This is a genomic window from Gilliamella mensalis, from assembly GCF_900103085.1.
Taxonomy (GTDB): domain Bacteria; phylum Pseudomonadota; class Gammaproteobacteria; order Enterobacterales; family Orbaceae; genus Gilliamella; species Gilliamella mensalis.
On the sequence record NZ_FMWR01000014.1, the window covers coordinates 101,508 to 120,949 of the forward strand.

The following is a 19,442-nucleotide window of genomic DNA, read 5'->3' on the forward strand; positions in this document are numbered from 1 at the left end:
AGTTATTTTATTGGTTGAGGAAATGTTATGTCTATCAGAAAATTATTATTTATTGGTGTTGCGATGTTTGCAACCTTGCTTTTAGGTGCTTGTAGTGGTTCTAAATATCAACCTACTTCTGCTGGTAGTCAAGTTCAGTTTATTGATACTAAACCTGCGGCTTCTTGTCAGTTATTGGGTAAAGCGGAAGGACGTCGTAGTAGTTTCTTTTCTGGCCTTAAAACTCATAGCGAGCTAATTCGCGATGCAGCTTCTGAGCTGATGAATAAGGCTGCTGCAATGGGGGGGAATGTGATTTATAACGCACAAGATACTTCTATGCAATATATTTCGGATATTGCGCCAACAGATGCGGTTATGGTTGGTGATGTTTATAGTTGTAAATAAGGCTAGTCAAATAAGAAAGGGAGCTTTGCCTCCCTTTTTTATTGGTATTAATGAATTATAATATCTTGTATTAATTTAACCATTTTGTTTTTCAAATTGCCGCATAAAGTCAATCAAATAATTCACTCCTTCTTGATCCATCGCATTATAAATGGATGCACGCATTCCACCTGCAATACGATGACCTTTGATTCCAATAATGTTAGCTTGAGTTGCTTCGCTTACAAATTTTTTATCTAGTTCTTCATTTGGGGATAAAAAAGTGACATTCATAATTGATCGATTCGCTGTTGCGACAGTATTTCGATAAAAATCGGATTGATCGATAAATTGGTATAGTAATTGCGCTTTGGCTTGGTTTCGTTGCTGCATTGCTTTTAGTCCACCAAGGCTTTTTATCCATTTAAATACTAAGCCTGACATATACCATGCAAATGTAGGTGGCGTGTTAAACATGGAATCGTTGTCCAATAAAATTTTGTAATCTAATACTGATGGTAGGATTTTTTGCGCATAACCAATAAGATCTTCACGCACAATAACAATGGTAATGCCTGATGGACCAATATTTTTTTGTGCACCAGCATAAATAATACCATATCGGCTTACATCAATAGGTTGTGATAATATGCATGATGATAAGTCAGCAACCACGGTTTTATTGTCAAAGTTGGGCTCTTCAAAGATTTGAATCCCGTCAATTGTTTCATTTGGGCAATAGTGTACATAGGCGGCATTATCATTTAATTGCCATTCTAACATAGGTTTGATAGCTGTTAGTCCATTTTGTTTGATAACAACATTTTGTTCATTAATTTGGCAATATTTGCTAGCTTCTTTGGCTGCGCATTGGCTCCAATAACCGCTGTTGATATAGTCTGCACTAGTTCTGTTACCTAAGATGTTCAATGGAACTGCGGCAAATTGTGCTCTGGCACCACCTTGGCAATAAAGGATTTTATAATTATTAGGGATGTTTAAAATTGCACGCAGGTCGTTAGAGGCTTCAATAGCACATGCATCAAAATCTTTACCTCTATGGCTTAATTCCATAACTGATGCGCCTGTATTACGCCAATTTAATAATTCAGTTTGAACTTGCTTTAACACATCAGCAGGCAATTTTGCAGGACCTGCACTAAAGTTATAACTTTTATTCATTACGATTCACTTTGATCCATTCAAAAAAGGATTCTATTTTTACACTGTATGGACAGATATACAATCAGATTTTTTGTAAAAAAGTTTCAGGAAACTATATGTTTTAGCATAAAAATACCGGCGAATGCCGGCATGGTTGTAATTAGATTGATATAGGTGATTATGAAAGTTGTTGCTTGGCAACTTCAATCGCTGATTTTACCTGCTGTGGTGCAACGCCGCCTTTAGCACAGCGTTTAGCTAAGCATGATTCTAACGATAATATTGGATAGACATCATTATTGATCACGGGGCTGAATTTTTGTAGTTCTGCAAGCGAGAGTTCTTCGAGTGCTTTTTGCTTTGCTATCGCATCAACAACGGCTTCGCCAACAATGTGATGAGCTTCGCGGAATGGTATGCCTTTGGCAACTAAATAATCAGCAAGTTCGGTTGCATTTGAATAACCTTGTTTAGCGGCTTCTTGGCAGCTTTTATAGTTGATTTTGATATCTTCTAACACTAGTGTGGCCATATCTAAACATTCTTGCCAAGTGTCGAGCGCATCAAATAGGTGTTCTTTGTCTTCTTGTAGATCTTTATTATAAGCAAGCGGTAAACCTTTGATAGTCATGAGTGTTCCCATTAGAGCACCCGTAACCCGCCCTACTTTGCCGCGAATCAGTTCTAATGCATCGGGATTCTTTTTTTGTGGCATGAGTGAAGAACCTGACGTAACGCGATCTGATAACTCAACAAAGTTGGCTTCGCCACTGTTGAAAATAATAAGATCTTCAGCAAAACGCGATAGATGTACCATGCCTGTTGAGGCGTTATTTAATAATTCAACAATATGATCACGATCAGACACCGAATCTAAACTATTATTAGTTGCTCGAGCAAACCCTAACCAATGCGCCAATTGCTCACGATCCATTGGATAGGCGGTTCCGGCTAATGCTCCTGAGCCTAATGGGCTAACGTCTAAGCGTTTTAATGTATCTTGTAAGCGACTGACATCACGGCTAAGCATTTCAAAATAAGCTAAGCACCAGTGAGCAAAAGTAATTGGTTGAGCTCGTTGCAAGTGGGTGTAACCGGGCATAATCGCATTTTGATGCTGTTCGGCAGTTATAACCAGAGATTGTCGCAAATGATTAATCGTACTAATTAAATAAGGAATCTGATCTTTACACCATAGTTTTAAATCGGTCGTTGATTGGTCGTTACGGCTTCGGCCTGTATGTAATTTTTTTCCTAAGTCGCCAATTTTTTCGATCAGTTTTTGTTCGACCCAACTATGTATATCTTCGGCATCACTTTGTAAAATCTGTTTGGGATCTTGTTGAACCGAAATCAGTAATTCATTTAAGGCTTTTTCTAATTTTTTTTGTTCATCATAAGATATAACGTTAACCGTCACCAACGCTTTTGACCAAGCAATTGAACCCATGATATCTTGCTCTGCAAGACGATAGTCAAAGCGTAATGAATCATTAAAATGCTTAAATTGTTGATCTGCCGCTTGACTAAAACGTCCTCCCCATAATGCCATAATTACCTCAATATTATCTTCAATAATTGCTTAAATAATTTAAATTTTATCAAGAATAAAAATAATATATACAGGGTTTAACCTGTATATATTTATTATTATCACTTTTTTATTTGCGCATTAGCGTTTACTTTTTCGTTTTTGTTGCTGATTTTTTAGCTGCTGTTTTTGTGTTAGTAGCGGATTTAGCTGTTTTAGCTTTTTTTGCAGGTTGTTTTTGCTTTTCTTCATTTAATGCACGTATACGTGATGATAACGAGAATAGACGAATAAACCCACCAGCATGGCTATGATCATAAACTTCATCTTCACCAAATGTGGCAAACTCTTCGCTGTATAAGCTATTTGGTGATTGCTTTTGTACCGCAGTCGCATTACCTTTATAAAGTTTAACCACTACTTCGCCTGTCATATCTTGCGCTAAAACTTCGGCTGCGGCTTGAATTGATCGACGATATGGAGCAAACCAGCATCCATCGTAAACAACGTAAGCCATTTCTAAACCAAGTTGTTCGCGCCATTTAAAGCTGTCACGATCTAAGATTAATTGTTCTAAACCGCGTAATGCTGTCATCATGATTGTGCCACCAGGCGTTTCATAACAACCCCGTGATTTAATGCCAACTAGGCGGTTTTCAATAATATCAACTCGCCCAACACCATGTTTTGCACCAATTTTATTTAATGTTGCAACACAGTTGTAAGGTGATAATTTTTTACCATTGACTGAAACCACTTCACCTTTTTCAATGCCAATGGTCACTAATTCTGGTTTGTCTGGCGCTTCTTCTGGCGAAACAGTCCAAGCCCAGCAATCAGCATTAGCTTGATTCCATGTGCTTTCTAACACGCCGCCTTCGGTTGAGATATGCCATGCATTTTCGTCACGACTATAAATTTTTTCAACGGTTGCAGTAGTTGGAATTTTACGGACTTTTAAATAATCAATTAATGCTTCACGTGAACGTAGATCCCATTCACGCCAAGGTGCAATCACTTTAAGTTGTGGCGCGAGTGCGGTATAAGTGGTTTCAAAACGTACTTGGTCATTACCTTTACCCGTTGCACCATGGCATAATGTATCAGCGCCAACCTCTAGCGCATATTCCACTTGTGCTTTAGCAATAATTGGACGAGCCATCGAGGTACCAAGATAATAAGTACCTTCGTATAAAGCCCCTGTTTTTAAGACGGGATATACATAGTCTTTAACAAACTCTTCTCGTAAATCAACAACTTTACAAGCAACTGCACCCGATGCTTTGGCTTTTTTTTCTACATCTTTTAATTCTTTTGGATCTTGACCTACATTAGCAACGAATGCATAAACTTCACACCCGCCATAATTTTCTTTTAACCAAGGAATAATCGCCGATGTATCCAAACCGCCTGAATAAGCCAATACAACCTTTTTTGTTCCACTTTTTTTCATGCTACACCCTTTCTAAATTAACTTACGGTAAAAAATGAGTTAGAGACCTTTACTTAAATTGTTAAATATAGCTAACCAGTTCAATATAATATCAGCTTAATATTTAGGCAATAATGCTTGTGCCTGTTGTACCTGATTGGCCGTTAAATAATTTAATCAGTTGGTCTGACTCTTTCCAACTGGCAATTGCAATCGGTCGTCCTAATGCTTTGGCAGCTTCAAAAGCTGAATTGACTTTTACGACCATACCCTCTGTAATAATACCTTTGGAAATCAGCTGATCGGCTTGTGATTGCGTTAGTGATTCAATGCGTTGCTTGTTTTCATCAAGTACGCCAACCACATCAGATAGCAATATCAAGTCAGCATTTAAGGTTTTAGCTAGCGCGACCGCAGCATGATCGGCATTGACATTCATCATTTGCCCTTCTTCAGTAATACCAATCGAGCTGATAATGGGTAAGTAGCCGGCATTAATAAGTAGATTTATTAATGTGGGATCGCCGGTTTTGGCTTCGCCAACATAACCAAGATCTTCCGAAATTTGCTTGACTTCTACACTATTACCATCAGCTAAGCAGAGTCCCACACTAGCTATTTGCTGTTTTTTAGCTTCTGATAATAAAGTGGTATTGGCACTGCCAGCAAGGCTACCGACAATAACGTCAATTTGGTCAGCTGGAGTAACTCGTAGTCCATTTCGACGTACCACAGGTAAAGAGAGTCTATCCATTAATGAATCGACCACTGTACCACCTCCATGGACAATAATTAATGACCGCTGAAAATTCTTTTTATATTCACTAATAACAACAAATAACTTATTTAAAGAATCTTTGTTATCAAGTAATACGCCACCAAGTTTTATAATTAATGGTTTCATTTTAGTTTCCTATGAATTTAACCTACTGCTAATTTGTTCAAATTTTTGTACAGAATTTAAATATAATTTCATCCATTTTTATAATAATGATGTGGTTTCATCAAATCCATATCGAATATTCATACACTGCACTGCTTGTGCTGCTGCGCCTTTTAATAAGTTGTCTTCAACAGAAATTAATATTAAATGGCGATCTTTTAATACAAAGCCAATATCGCAATAAGGCAAACCAATGACAGATTTTAATGCTGGCCAATCTTTTTGATAAACTCTGATTAAGGGTTTATTTTGGTAATATTTATTTAAAACCGTAAGAATATCTTTTGATGTTACGCCCTCTTTTACTCGGCAAGTTATTGTGGCATGAATACCTTGTTTAAAGCTGCCTAAATGAGGTGTAAAGATCACTTCTTGACCTAAATGTGTCGCAATTTCGGGTTGGTGACGATGATTGAATAACCCATAAGCATGTAAGCTCACTTCGCAAAATATATTATTATGCGAAGGCTTTCGTCCTGCACCACTCACACCACTTACGGCATTGATAACAGGCCATTGTGAATTGTCTAATAGTTCTTCTTTAATTAATGGTTTAAGAGGTAATTGTGAAGCGGTAGGATAACACCCTGGTACTGCAATAAGTTGAGCACTTTTGATCTGTTCACTATTCCATTCAGCTAAGCCATAAACGGCCTTGTCTAACCATTTTGGATATTGGTGGGTGAAGCCATAATAATCAGTATAAAAAGTGGTGGAATTGACTCTAAATGCACCTGATAAATCAAAAACGGTACAGCCATGTTCTAAAAAATAAGGGGCGATATCGTGACTAACGGCATGTTCAGTAGCTAAAAAAACGATATCAATATCATTTATATAAGTGGAATAATCAGCTATAGCTATAAGCGGTAAATCAACAACGCTTTTTAGCTGGGGATGTAAATCGTAATCAGAAATAAACTTGCCACCATCTTGGCTGTTTTCTGATACTGTTAAAGCAATAAGTTCTATATGCGGATGCTTATGTAAATAATAAGCTAATTTTGCACCGGCATAACCACTCGCTCCTACAATAATGGCCTTTAACATACCTATCCTTATCTATTTTTTATACAATAACGTGTATATAGTAGGTTATTTATAAGGCTATTACAAGCATCAAAATGAATTTTTATTCACTTTTTATGAATTTAATTTCATTTTTGTTTTTTTGGAAGATTTTGTCCTAATATTTTAAGTAATCTAATTTATGATTTTATTTTCTTGAGTAAATACAAGCAAACAACTTTAAATACCTACCGATAAAGATCGGCAGGCAACGCGGTAGATTATTTTAAAAAACTTGCTGATTTTAATATCGCTACTAATAATTCCCAATAACGATAAACACTCTGTATGTTGACCTTTTCATCAGGTGAATGTGGCGAAACAATCGTTGGTCCAATTGAAATCATATCCATATGTGGATAGCTTTGCTTAAATAGACCGCATTCAAGCCCAGCATGAATCACCATTATTTTCGCTTGCTGAGAAAAAATTTCGTGATATTTATCTTTGGCCAGTTTTAGTAATTGTGAATCTAAATTAGGTTCCCATCCTGAATAACCACCACTTATTTCATAATTAGCATTCACGAGTTGGCTAAGTGATATCAGTGTTGATACAACAGCATCCTTAGCACTATCGACTTGAGAACGAATTAAAAAATGGATATTAAATTGGTTATCTTCAATACTGACAATACCTAAATTAAGTGATGTTTCAACCACGCCATGAAGCTGATCACTCATTCTAACCACACCATTAGGTGCTGTATTTAACCAATTAATGATCTTATCTTGATGTTCAGTGGTTAATACGTGTTTTACTTTATTGGAGTCAACCTCTGATACTGTTATTTCAATAGCGGGTTCTACATGCCCTAACTCATTATGTAAAATAGTTTGATATTGCTTGATAATAGCCTCTAATTTAGGTAAATCCTGTTTATTTAGCGTGATTTCAGCAAAGGCTTCTCTTGGAATAGCATTACGTAATGATCCACCTTTGATATCGGCTAATCTAAATGAGATATCTTGCGCATATTGCGCTAAAAAGCGAGCCATTAATTTTATTGCATTACCACGACCAAGGTGAATATCACAACCTGAATGGCCACCTTTTAACCCTTTAAGTGAAATGCTCATATAACAATCATGTTTTTCAGGTATTACTGCATAAGTGATGGCAAAAGTCGTGGTAAAGTCAACACCACCAGCACATCCAGTAAATATTTCACCTTCGTCTTCAGAATCTGTGTTAATTAAATACTGGCTTTTTAACCAATTAGGTTGTAAACCAAAGGCACCGTGCATACCCGTTTCTTCTGATACGGTTACCAATACTTCAATTGGACCATGTTCAACCGCTGGATCAATTAAAACAGCTAGCGCAGATGCAAGTCCAACTCCGTTATCTGCACCCAATGTTGTACCTTTGGCTTTTACCCATTCGCCATCGACATAAGCTTGAATTGGATCGGTTAAAAAATTGTGACTAGTGCCTTCATTTTTTTGTGGCACCATATCCATATGTGCCTGTAATGCAATCGACGGGCACGCTTCCATGCCTTTGGTAGCGGGCTTTGTTAATAAAATATTACCCACTTTATCAAGTTTACAATCAATACGATGAGTATTGGCAAAATCGACAATATATTTGGTGATCATTTGTTCATGGTGAGATGGGTGGGGGATTTTACAGATATCATTAAAAATCTGCCAAACAAATTTAGGTGTTAAGGTAGAAAGCATAATATAACCTCAATATAAATTAAGTAATAAATTAATGAGTGGTTTTTTTTAACTAATCACTCTATAATAAGGTGCAATTTTACATCTATTTTTAGTCCATTAATATTTATTTATTCGTACATTCGATTAAAATTGCAGGTTACACATGTCAACAGAACAAACTTTATTAACTGAACAAGAAATCCAAGCAAAAAAACAACACAAAGCAGAACTTATTGCTGAAAAGAAAAAATTCAATGTCACTTGGGAAATGTTACAATCCTACGGGCGCCAACTTTCAGAACGCTTATTACCTGCTAACCAATGGAAAGGTATTATTGCCGTTAGTCGTGGTGGATTAGTTCCGGCGGCTATCTTAGCGCGTGAATTAAGTATTCGTTATGTCGATACGGTTTGTATTTCAAGTTACGATCATGATCATCAACGCGAAAAACTAATATTAAAACAGGCCAATGGTGATGGAGAAGGCTTTATTGTTGTTGATGATTTAGTCGATACGGGTAACACCGCTCACACTATCCGCGAAATGTATCCAAAAGCACACTTTGTTACTATTTTTGCAAAACCTACAGGTAAACCACTTGTTGATGATTATGTTGTCGATATCGCTCAAGATACCTGGATCGAACAACCTTGGGATACTGGAGTGATGTTCGTTAAACCAATTTGTGATCATAAATAATCAATAGGGAAATTAAAGTTGTTATGGCAACTACCGAAAATCTAACGGCACAGATATTCAAACCACAATTTGATTATCCTGAAACTTCAACACTCATAAATCGTATCGATAGTAGTGATGGCAGTAGTATTAGTGCGTTAGATGGTGAAATTGATTCAAGATGGTATCGTATTATTAATCCCATTTTGTGGCATTGGCGTGGTTTACCTAAATTAGAAGCTGAAGCGGTTTTATCCAAAATTGCCGCTTCAACTAGACATCATACAAATGATAACTGGTTAGACACGGTTGTTGGTTATCAATCTGGCAACTGGGTTTATGAATTTTTAAACCAAGCGGCAATCTGGCAAGCTAAAGCAGAGTCGATTGATAAAACTAATCTTACCAATAAAGATAAAAACAATTTACTCAATTATTACCTTATTGCTAGTGAATTTTCAAGTATCGCCAGTTATCCTCATTTTAAAAATGATGAACTGGCAATGTATGCCCAAACTTGTGCTTATCAAGCTTATACAAAAGCGCTTAGTTTTTCCCCTCTTTTGATTAAAGAGCTTGAATTTAAGGTTGATAATCGTAGCGTCAAAGCAATTTTGCATCTACCAAAAACTGAAAAAGTTTGCCCTGTTGTGCTAATCTGTAATGCATTAGGTAATTTGCAAATTGATTACTATCGTTATTTTAGTGAGTTTTTAGCCCCACATGGATTTGCTATGTTAACTGTTGACTTACCGACGGTTGGGTATAGCCGTAACTTTGCTTTAACACAAAATAGTAGCCAAATTCATCAAGCTATATTAGAGCAATTATCCTCTGTGCCATGGGTTGATGATCATCGTGTTTTTGTTGCAGGCTTTCGTTTTGGCTCGCATATTGCGACACGTTTGGCCTATTTAATGCCAAATAAAATAAAAGGATTGTTTAACTTCACTCCATTTGTTCACCAAATTTTTGTTGATAATGAGCTGCAAAAAAATCTACCTAATAGTTACAAAGATATGCTCGCAAGTCGCTTGGCATTACCTTCGGTATCCAATCAGCAATTAGCGGCAGAACTGAAATACTTTTCACTAAAAAATCAAGGTCTTTTAACTCATGCTTGCCATGTGCCAGTAATGAATATTATATTTGAGGATGATAAGCTAAGTAATCTTTGTGAAGCAAAATTGATTCATTCAATTAAGCAAAATAAAATAGTAACAGTGCCCAAAAAGCAGTTACAAACAAGTTTGCATCAAGCGTTTACTCAATCAGTAAAATGGATGGAGTCTATTTTATAATTCACGATTAAAAATAAGAGCAATGTTATGATCAATAAAAAACAACAAATTGTTGTTGTTAAATTAGGTACTAGTGTGTTAACTGCTGGCTCAAAACAACTCGATCGGGCACGAATAGTTGAGCTGATAAGGCAATGTGCATGTTTACATCAAGATGGACATAAAATTATTATTGTTACTTCTGGCGCAATTGCAGCAGGTCGTGAATACTTAAACTTCCCTACTCTACCTAATACTGTTGCATCAAAACAATTGCTTGCATCGGTTGGCCAAAGTAAATTAATACAGCTTTGGGAACAACTGTTTTCTATCTATAAAATCTATATTGGCCAAATGTTACTTACCCGTGCCGACCTTGAAGATCGTGAACGATTTTTAAATGCGCAAGATGTGTTAAAAGCCATGTTGGATAATCATATCATTCCGGTCATTAACGAAAATGATGCTGTTGCAACCGCCGAAATAAAAGTTGGAGACAATGATAATTTATCAGCGCTAGCAGCAATTTTAGCCGAAGCTGATAAGCTGATTTTATTAACCGACATTGAAGGACTCTATACAGCCGATCCAAGATCAGATGTAAATGCCAAGTTAATTCACGAAGTAGATCACATTGATGATAAATTACTAAGCATTGCTGGTGATAGTGTTTCAGGACTTGGCACTGGCGGTATGACAACAAAACTACAAGCAGCAAAAGTTGCTGGTAGTGCAGGTATTGAAGTTGTGATTGCGGCAGGAAACAGAGCCAATGTCATTATTGATATTATCAATAATCACCCTGTTGGTACACGATTTATTCCTCAAAAGACACCATTAGAACACCGAAAACACTGGTTATTTGGCGCACCTAAAGCAGGCAAAGTGTTATTAGATGATGGTGCTGTTAATGCGATTTTAAATAATGGCAGTTCGCTATTACCCAAAGGTATTCTAAAAGTTGAAAAGGACTTTTCGCGCGGTGAAGTTATTGATATATGTGATAGCTTAGGCAAACATATTGCTCGAGGTGTTAGCCGTTATAACAGTGATGCACTTAGGCAAATAGCAGGTCGTCACTCACAAGAAATTAGTAACATTATTGGTTATGAATATGGTCCTGTTGCCGTGCATCGTGATGACATGATAATTAAATAACAAACTTACAAGTAGTACAACAAAGAAATTCTAGATAAATTACAGACCATTTTATAGATGAAAAACAATCTAATGGTCCCTCTATTTATCACTCTCAACAAAAACAATTAATCTATTTATTTGATGATTTATAGTTACTTATAGAACAGTTATACATGATAGTAACTAAAAATAATAAAATGACTTGTATTCTATTTAGAATATCGAGTGCATTATTGAATGGAAATAATTTCCCACAAAATAGATTACAAGGTAAATACGACTCAAAATAAGTTTCGATAGATTTAAATTATATGATTGATAATGATTCACAGTCACTATTAAATAAAATAAGCGATACAAAATACCAAACAAACCAATAGTGATATAAATTAAAGGTGATAACAATGTTACAACAAATGGGTAAAGCAGCAAAACTTGCATCATACCAATTATCACAATGCCCTACTTCAACAAAAAATCAAGCTTTAACCATTATCGCTGATTTATTAGAAGCACACAGTGCAATTATCCTTGAAGCTAATGAAAAAGATATCCAAGCAGCAAAAAAGCAAGGGATAAGCACTGCTATTTTAGATCGTTTATTGTTAACACCTGAGCGCCTCGTCTCTATTGCTAATGATGTAAGAAAAGTAGTTTTATTAACTGATCCAATTGGTCATATTATTGATGGTTCGACGTTAGACAACAAATTAAAGTTACAACGTCACAGAGTACCGCTAGGCGTGATTGGTGTGATTTACGAAGCTCGACCGAATGTCACTATTGATATAGCTTCGCTTTGCTTAAAAACGGGGAATGCGGCAATATTACGAGGTGGTAAAGAAACAGTAAATACCAATGCCGCCACTATATCAATTATTCAGCAAGCTTTAGAACAAGTGGGCTTACCTAAAACAGCAATACAGTGTATCGATAACCCTGATCGTAAATACATAAAGGAATTACTTAAGCTTGATCAATATGTTGATATGATTATTCCACGAGGGGGAATGGCTTTACATAAGTTATGTCGTGAACATTCAACCATTCCCGTCATTACAGGAGGTATTGGAGTATGTCATATTTTTGTTGATGAAACGGCTGATTTTGATAAAGCACTTTCTATTATTGTCAACGCAAAAACTCAGCGCCCAAGTACCTGTAATACACTTGAAACACTACTTGTACATACAAAAATTGCCGATACATTTTTACCCAAACTTAGCCAAATTATGGCTGATAATGATGTGGTATTACACGCTGATCCAAATGCGTATAAAATATTAAAATCCGGTATAGCAAATACTTTTGCAGTAAAAGATGATGAGTTACGCCAAGAATGGTTATCAAAAGACTTGAATGTAGTGATTGTCGACTCTCTTGAACTGGCGGTAGAACATATTCGTGACTATGGCAGTGGACATTCCGAAGCAATTTTAACACGTAATTTAGCTAATGCACAGCAATTCGTCAATCTGGTTGATGCCGCTGCAGTTTATGTTAATGCTTCAACACGCTTTACTGATGGTGGGCAATTTGGTTTAGGTGCTGAAGTGGCTGTTAGTACTCAAAAATTACATGCACGTGGACCAATGGGGCTCGAAGCTCTAACTACCTATAAATGGATAGGTTATGGAGACGATTTAATCCGTCAATAACAAATTACTCGTTAATTATTCGTATTTGACATACACTAATTATTCATCGGTTTTCATTTTAGCAAAATGTATTTCCGATGAGTAAAATAAATTTCCCAATTGTTTTTCTCTAACCAACTCTTTTTACTACAAGGTAGTTTTACCATGAATACTTATCTAAAAGAGTTCTAGCGACCGGTTTTATTCGAGTTACTTTCAGTTATTTGCTTATACTTCTGGCATTGTTTGACTTTAAGGTTATCAATTCACCAATGAATGTGTTCACAAGATAAGCTAAAATCTTCATTCAATAGGATATTGGTCGACAGCTATAACCATACAAATCATAATGAAATTCAAATAATTCGTTAATTCGGTTATCTAATTGCTTATTCAACTCCGTTCGCTGAGAACACGAATGGTTTTGATAAGTTCGCACCTTGCTACGTTTAACTGACCAAGTACTGAGTGGACTATTTAACAATGTCATTCTCATTTTGCGTAGTTTAAGCCCTTTTTCAATTACTTTGGCGCTATAGGGACTGATAATCAGGCGGTTTATTTGCTTTAATCATTTGTTGTATTAGTTTATTCATCAAGTAATTCACCCAATTACAAAATATTTTGTAATTCATACCTAAATCATTGCATTGGGCAATTGTTGATAACTTTAGCCACTAGTGAGGGCTAAATTGATGGCTATTTGGTTAAAAGATGGATCGTATTTTTTGCTCATATCACTTCTTTAAGTACAGCTATAATGAATTTCTTATATTATTGATGAACGTAAGGATAGTTAGTTACCATTTAGATAAACAGCGTAAAAATAATAACGATGACATATTTTTAGAATATGTTTAAAACCAAAATCACTTTGTTTTTGGACTTATATTTGGACTAAATCCAATTGGATAACTCTGTTCTATATTGGAAAGAAAATTATCTAATCACTTGAAAAACATAATTTTATATGATTTGAAGTAGTACACTGTATGTTAAATTGGAGCGGGAAACGAGGTTCGAACTCGCGACCCCGACCTTGGCAAGGTCGTGCTCTACCAACTGAGCTATTCCCGCGTAAGAGGTGTTTTTTTAATGGTGCCCGGGGCGAGACTTGAACTCGCACGGCCAAAAAGGCCGAGGGATTTTAAATCCCTTGTGTCTACCGATTTCACCACCCGGGCTCAAAACTTACTACCAAAAGATAATTGCGTTTTGAATGCTGTGCATTTTACCCATCTAAAATTTATCGTCAACTAAAAAATAAAAAATATTGTTTAACTGCTCAATGTTTGTCATATTTTGTAGTTTTATTAACCTATCTTTTAAAAACTAACATTATGATTTGTAGTTTTGCTATAAATTTTAATTATTGGTCTTTTAAATAGACTTGAAGACGATTTAAACACTGAAAGATGAACCACAACCACATGTTGTTGTTGCATTAGGATTATCAACCACAAAGCGAGAACCTTGTAATCCTTCTACATAATCGATTGTACCACCGACGAGATATTGTAAGCTCATGGGATCGATAACTAGTGATACGCCATTTTTTTCAATAGCTAGGTCGTCTACATTCACTTTTTCATCAAAAGTAAAACCATACTGAAATCCACTACAGCCACCTCCTGTGATGTATACCCTTAATTTTAGGTTTGGATTCTCTTCTTCAGTGACTAACGATTTAACTTTGTTGGCTGCTGCGTCAGTAAAGTTAATCGGTAAAGCATCGCTCATATTATTCTCCTATATATTGATCTAGGTATTATATACCTTTACTAAATGAAAATACAAAATAGAAAACTTCTATCGAATAAATTTTGTTAGTTGGCTTGAATTTATTTTGATTTTATGAATAAATACAACAAATTTTTATAGAGAGATCATCTCAGTTATGCAAAACAATTTCAAATCAGAAAAGCTTTATCATCAAGCACTATCCGTTATGCCTGGTGGCGTTAATTCACCTGTTCGTGCATTTAATGGTGTGGGTGGTACGCCTTTATTTATTGAGCGCGCAAACGGTGCATATATTTATGATGTGGATAGTAAAGCTTATATTGATTATGTAGGTTCTTGGGGACCGATGATCCTTGGGCATAACGATCCCGATGTTGCCAATGCGGTAATTAATGCGGTGCGTAATGGTTTAAGTTATGGAGCACCAACCGAAATTGAAACTAAAGTAGCCAATTTAGTCACACAATTAATACCTTCAATGGAAATGGTGCGAATGGTGAATTCGGGAACAGAGGCAACAATGAGCGCTATTCGTGTTGCGCGTGGATTTACTGGTAGAGATAAAATTATTAAGTTTGAAGGTTGTTATCACGGGCATGCTGATTATTTGTTAGTTAAAGCTGGTTCTGGTGCGCTTACTTTTGGTCACCCTACTTCTCCTGGTGTGCCTAATGATTTTGTTAAACATACATTAGTTTGTGATTATAACAATTTAGAGTCAGTCAAAAAGCAATTTGAGCTATATACTAATGAAATCGCAGCGATTATTATTGAGCCAGTAGCAGGCAATATGAACTGTGTACCAGCGAAAAAAGATTTCTTACACGGTCTACGTGCGCTTTGTGATCAATACGGTGCATTATTGATTATCGACGAAGTGATGACTGGTTTTAGAGTCGCACTAGGCGGTGCGCAAGATTATTACGATGTAGTGCCCGATTTAACTTGTTTAGGCAAGATTATTGGTGGCGGTATGCCTGTTGGAGCTTTTGGTGGTCGTGCAGATATTATGATGCAATTAGCACCAACTGGTCCAATATACCAAGCTGGGACTCTTTCAGGTAATCCCGTAGCAATGGCCGCAGGCTACACGACTTTAACCAAGCTAATGGAAGTTGGTATCTATCAAGAATTAGCCGATAAAACAGCTTCGCTTGCTAGCGGTTTATTATCGGTCGCAAAAAAGCATAATGTGCCATTAGTAGTAAATTATGCAGGTGCGATGTTTGGGATATTTTTTACAGCTGCTTCTGAAGTAATCAGTTATCAAGATGTGATGAAGTGTGATGTTGAATTATTCAAAAAATTCTATCATCATATGCTAACTGAAGGTGTTTATTTAGCACCGTCAGCTTTTGAAGCTGGTTTTATGTCACTTAAACACTCAGACAAAGAGATCAATCATACCATTGATGCAGCAAGTCGTTTTTTTAGTAACTTAATTTAAAAGTGTGACATTTTTATGTTTCCAATGAAAAAATTAAACTATTAAATAGGTAATAATTATATGGTTAATCCACTTAAAGAAGGTGAAAAAGCACCGCAGTTTTCGTTGCCAGACCAAGATGGAGAGCAAATAAGCTTAAAAGACTTTGAAGGTCAACGCGTTTTAATTTATTTTTACCCAAAAGCGATGACGCCAGGTTGCACAGTGCAAGCATGTAATTTGCGCGATTGTTCTGATGAGTTCAAAAAACACGATGTGGTTATCCTTGGTATTAGTACCGATAAACCAGAAAAGTTATCTAGATTTTTTGAAAAAGAATTGTTAAATTTCACGTTACTTTCTTATGAAAATCATGAAGTTGCCCAAGCATTTGGAACTTGGGGAAAAAAAGAATTTATGGGTAAGATCTATGACGGGATTCACCGTATTAGCTTTTTAATTGGCAAAGACGGTAGAATCGAAAAAGTATTTGATGATTTCAAAACATCTAATCATCATGAAGTCATTTTAGATTATCTTCAAAACCATTGTAAATAGTTTTAAATAAAGCAGATTAACAATTAATCTGCTTTTACCTCACTATTGGTATTATTAAATTCATCTGGTTTTGGCCAAGCATTTATAATTGCTTTGACCAAAGTAGCCAAAGGTATGGCAAAAAATATCCCCCAAAATCCCCATAGACCACCAAAAACAATTACCGCTAAAATAATGACTAATGGATGTAAATTGAGCTTTTCAGAAAATAAGCAAGGAACCAATAAGTTACCATCTAATGCTTGAATCATAATATAGAAAAATAGCAAATAGCCAAATTGTGTGGTTAAACCCCATTGAAATAATGCAATTAATACAATGGGAATTGTTGAAATAATAATACCAACATAGGGTACTAATACAGATAACCCGACCAGCACGGCTAATAATAGTCCATAATCTAAGCCAAAATACCAAAAAGGAATATAGATACAAATGGTTAATATGATAATGTGTAATACATTACCCACAATATAATTGGATATTTGCATATCCATTTCAGCCGCAACTTTGTTTAGAATTGAGCGGTTTTTGGGTAAAATTTTAGAACAGTATTCCCATATTTTTGCTTTGTCTTTTAATAAAAAGAACATCATTATTGGCACTAATACCGCATTAATCGCAACAGAGACAAGTCCTAACAAAGAGACAATTGAGAATTGTAATAAAGAATTGCCAGTTTGCACAACTTTATCGGTAATACCTTGGATGACCGAGTCAAATAAACCAACATCAATTAATTCTGGATAGTGTTCAGGTAAGGAAGTGAGAAAGTTGTTTGCAAAATTTAGCATATTTGGAATATTAGTGATTAAGCTAACACTTTGTTGCCAAATTAATGGTAATAAAATCATAAATCCGACCAATACAACCATTAAAAAAAGTAGTAATACCATCACAACAGCCAGCGTTCTTGGAAGATTTTTTTTATGTAAAAAATTAACCGGTCTATCTAGTAAATAAGAAAGTACAATAGCAATCAAAACTGGCAGAAGAATTTTATTAAAAAAATAGATAATAATAAATAAGCCAACTATAACGGCTATCAGCGACACTACATGCGGATCGCTAAAGCGCTTTTTATACCATTCCATAAACATTTTTAACATTAAAGTACTCCTGTTTAGCTAACGTTTGGAAAATCAGCTCAATTTTATTATTTTTTAAAACCACCCAATATGCCACGAGTGATCTGTTTGCCAATTTGATTTACAACTTGCCTTGTTGCACTTTTAGCTATCTTTTGGGTGATTCCGTCACGTTGCCCCCCTCTTGGTCCTTTCGTTCCCAAAAGAAGTGTACTTAAAAAATTAAGCAATCCACCACCATTACTTTGTTGATTACTTATATTATCAGTTGTATTTTGGTGAGATAAACTATCTAATGAAAATCCATTTTTCAATATTTCATAAGCGGATTGACGATCTATGGTTTGGGCATATTTATTGTAAAAATGAGATTGATGAATAATAGATGATTGATTGTCAGGTGACATTGATCCCATTTTTGAATTCGGCGCAATAATATAACCACGTTCAACCATATTTGGACGACCTTTTTCATCTAAAAACGAAATAAGTGCTTCACCAACACCAAGTTCCATGATTGTTTTTTCAGTGTCAAAGCTTGGGTTAGCACGCATGGTTTGGGCAGCTGTTTTTACAGCCTTTTGGTCTTTAGGGGTAAATGCACGTAAAGCATGCTGTACACGATTGCCTAATTGCCCTAAAACCGTATCTGGAATATCGCTTGGATTTTGCGAGGCAAAATAAATCCCTACTCCTTTAGAGCGAATTAAGCGCACTACTTGTTCTATTTTTTCTAATAATGCAGGCGAAATATCATTAAAAAGTAAGTGGGCTTCGTCAAAAAAGAAGACAAGTTTAGGTTTATCAAGATCACCAACTTCTGGCAAATGCTCAAAAAGCTCTGACAATAACCATAATAAAAAGACTGAATATAATTTAGGCGAGTTATATAATTTATCGGCTGATAATATATTAACTATTCCATGACCTTCAGAATTAACGTGAATTAAATCTTGGATATCAAGCATCGGTTCGCCAAAGAAGAACTCGGCACCTTGTTGCTCGAGTGTTAATAATCCGCGTTGGATTGCACCAATTGACGATAGCGAAATGTTTCCATATTGTGTAGTAAATTTTTTGGCGTTATCACCCACAAATTGTATTAATGCTCGAAGATCTTTGAAATCAATTAACAATAGTCCGTTATCATCAGCAATTTTAAATATTAACTGTAACACGCCAGCTTGAACGTCATTTAAATCAAGTAATCGACCAAGTAAAATCGGTCCTATATCTGACACGGTACTGCGAACAGGTATACCTTTTTCAGCAAAGACATCCCATAATTCAATGGGTGACGAATCTGGTTGCCAGTTATCAACCTCAATACTAGCTAAGCGAGCTTGTAGTTTGTCAGATAATATACCCTTTTCACCTATTCCTGTTAGATCACCTTTAACATCAGCAAGAAAGACTGGCACACCTATTTTTGAAAAACCTTCGGCCATTTTTTGTAATGTAACTGTTTTGCCAGTACCCGTTGCGCCAGTAATTAAACCATGACGATTAGCTAATGCAGCTATAATAGATAAATCTTTACCTTGGCTTTTGGCAATTACAATCGATTCACTCATGAATTAACCCCTTATTAACCTGTGATTAAAAAAGTTTTGTGATAAAAATAATGTCGTTATTAAAACAATTTTTCTATTAAAGCGACAAATAATATTGTATTCTGAATTAGCAATAGCTGCTATTGTTATTATTCTACCTAACCTAT

General features: G+C 35.7%; 15 protein-coding genes, 2 tRNA genes and 1 pseudogene. 7 read left to right on the top strand and 11 right to left on the bottom strand.

The window, feature by feature from the left end:
* The first annotated feature begins 27 nt into the window (after positions 1–27).
* Positions 28–387: a DUF4156 domain-containing protein gene (locus BQ5209_RS07890; protein ID WP_085247993.1), complete on the top strand. Its 360-nt coding sequence runs from the start codon at positions 28–30 to the stop codon at positions 385–387.
* Between the two features lie 75 nt (positions 388–462).
* Here the strand turns inward: BQ5209_RS07890 and serC are convergent, their stop codons facing one another.
* The 6 genes and pseudogenes from serC to BQ5209_RS07920 all read right to left on the bottom strand — a co-directional run bounded on the left by serC (position 463) and on the right by BQ5209_RS07920 (position 8,189).
* Positions 463–1,548: a 3-phosphoserine/phosphohydroxythreonine transaminase gene (gene serC / locus BQ5209_RS07895; protein ID WP_085247994.1), complete on the bottom strand. Its 1,086-nt coding sequence runs from the start codon at positions 1,546–1,548 to the stop codon at positions 463–465.
* Positions 1,549–1,708: 160 nt separating this feature from the next.
* Positions 1,709–3,082, bottom strand: coding sequence for an argininosuccinate lyase (gene argH, locus BQ5209_RS07900; RefSeq protein ID WP_085247995.1), 1,374 nt, complete (start codon positions 3,080–3,082; stop codon positions 1,709–1,711).
* Between the two features lie 214 nt (positions 3,083–3,296).
* Positions 3,297–4,514, bottom strand: a pseudogene (locus BQ5209_RS07905) (argininosuccinate synthase); the annotation flags it as partial.
* 103 nt (positions 4,515–4,617) lie between these two features.
* Positions 4,618–5,397: an acetylglutamate kinase gene (gene argB / locus BQ5209_RS07910; protein WP_085247997.1), complete on the bottom strand. Its 780-nt coding sequence runs from the start codon at positions 5,395–5,397 to the stop codon at positions 4,618–4,620.
* Between the two features lie 78 nt (positions 5,398–5,475).
* Positions 5,476–6,486, bottom strand: a complete 1,011-nt coding sequence (argC, locus tag BQ5209_RS07915) for an N-acetyl-gamma-glutamyl-phosphate reductase (protein WP_085247998.1) — start codon at positions 6,484–6,486, stop codon at positions 5,476–5,478.
* Between the two features lie 239 nt (positions 6,487–6,725).
* Positions 6,726–8,189, bottom strand: coding sequence for an aminoacyl-histidine dipeptidase (locus BQ5209_RS07920; RefSeq protein WP_085247999.1), 1,464 nt, complete (start codon positions 8,187–8,189; stop codon positions 6,726–6,728).
* Positions 8,190–8,334: 145 nt separating this feature from the next.
* Here BQ5209_RS07920 and gpt point away from each other — a divergent pair, with 145 nt between their 5' ends.
* The 4 genes from gpt (at position 8,335) to proA (ending at position 12,928) form a co-directional block, all read left to right on the top strand.
* A complete protein-coding gene (gene gpt / locus BQ5209_RS07925) occupies positions 8,335–8,871 on the top strand; it encodes a xanthine phosphoribosyltransferase (RefSeq protein ID WP_085248000.1) in 537 nt (178 codons plus the stop codon).
* Between the two features lie 23 nt (positions 8,872–8,894).
* The gene (locus BQ5209_RS07930; protein ID WP_085248001.1) at positions 8,895–10,151 is read left to right on the top strand and encodes an alpha/beta hydrolase; all 1,257 of its coding nucleotides are present in this window, start codon (positions 8,895–8,897) and stop codon (positions 10,149–10,151) included.
* Positions 10,152–10,178: 27 nt separating this feature from the next.
* Positions 10,179–11,288, top strand: coding sequence for a glutamate 5-kinase (gene proB / locus BQ5209_RS07935; RefSeq protein WP_085248002.1), 1,110 nt, complete (start codon positions 10,179–10,181; stop codon positions 11,286–11,288).
* A 386-nt stretch (positions 11,289–11,674) separates the two neighbouring features.
* Complete coding sequence (gene proA, locus BQ5209_RS07940; RefSeq protein WP_085248003.1) at positions 11,675–12,928, top strand: glutamate-5-semialdehyde dehydrogenase; 1,254 nt, start codon at positions 11,675–11,677, stop codon at positions 12,926–12,928.
* A gap of 980 nt (positions 12,929–13,908) precedes the next feature.
* Here the strand turns inward: proA and BQ5209_RS07945 are convergent.
* From BQ5209_RS07945 to erpA, 3 genes are all read right to left on the bottom strand, one after another.
* Positions 13,909–13,984: transfer RNA gene (locus BQ5209_RS07945), tRNA-Gly, on the bottom strand.
* Between the two features lie 19 nt (positions 13,985–14,003).
* Positions 14,004–14,091, bottom strand: a tRNA-Leu gene (locus BQ5209_RS07950).
* Between the two features lie 217 nt (positions 14,092–14,308).
* Positions 14,309–14,647 (bottom strand): iron-sulfur cluster insertion protein ErpA, encoded by a 339-nt coding sequence (gene erpA, locus BQ5209_RS07955; RefSeq protein WP_085248004.1) that lies wholly within the window; start codon positions 14,645–14,647, stop codon positions 14,309–14,311.
* Between the two features lie 157 nt (positions 14,648–14,804).
* Here erpA and hemL point away from each other — a divergent pair, with 157 nt between their 5' ends.
* Both hemL and bcp read left to right on the top strand, forming a co-directional pair.
* Positions 14,805–16,097, top strand: coding sequence for a glutamate-1-semialdehyde 2,1-aminomutase (gene hemL / locus BQ5209_RS07960; protein WP_085248005.1), 1,293 nt, complete (start codon positions 14,805–14,807; stop codon positions 16,095–16,097).
* Between the two features lie 60 nt (positions 16,098–16,157).
* The gene (gene bcp / locus BQ5209_RS07965; protein WP_085248006.1) at positions 16,158–16,634 is read left to right on the top strand and encodes a thioredoxin-dependent thiol peroxidase; all 477 of its coding nucleotides are present in this window, start codon (positions 16,158–16,160) and stop codon (positions 16,632–16,634) included.
* Between the two features lie 23 nt (positions 16,635–16,657).
* Here the strand turns inward: bcp and BQ5209_RS07970 are convergent, their stop codons facing one another.
* Both BQ5209_RS07970 and BQ5209_RS07975 read right to left on the bottom strand, forming a co-directional pair.
* Positions 16,658–17,743 carry an AI-2E family transporter gene (locus tag BQ5209_RS07970; RefSeq protein ID WP_085248007.1) on the bottom strand — a complete coding sequence of 362 codons (1,086 nt, stop codon included), beginning with the start codon at positions 17,741–17,743 and terminating at the stop codon, positions 16,658–16,660.
* Positions 17,744–17,790: 47 nt separating this feature from the next.
* Positions 17,791–19,296 (bottom strand): helicase HerA-like C-terminal domain-containing protein, encoded by a 1,506-nt coding sequence (locus BQ5209_RS07975; protein WP_085248008.1) that lies wholly within the window; start codon positions 19,294–19,296, stop codon positions 17,791–17,793.
* Positions 19,297–19,442: the final 146 nt, after the last annotated feature.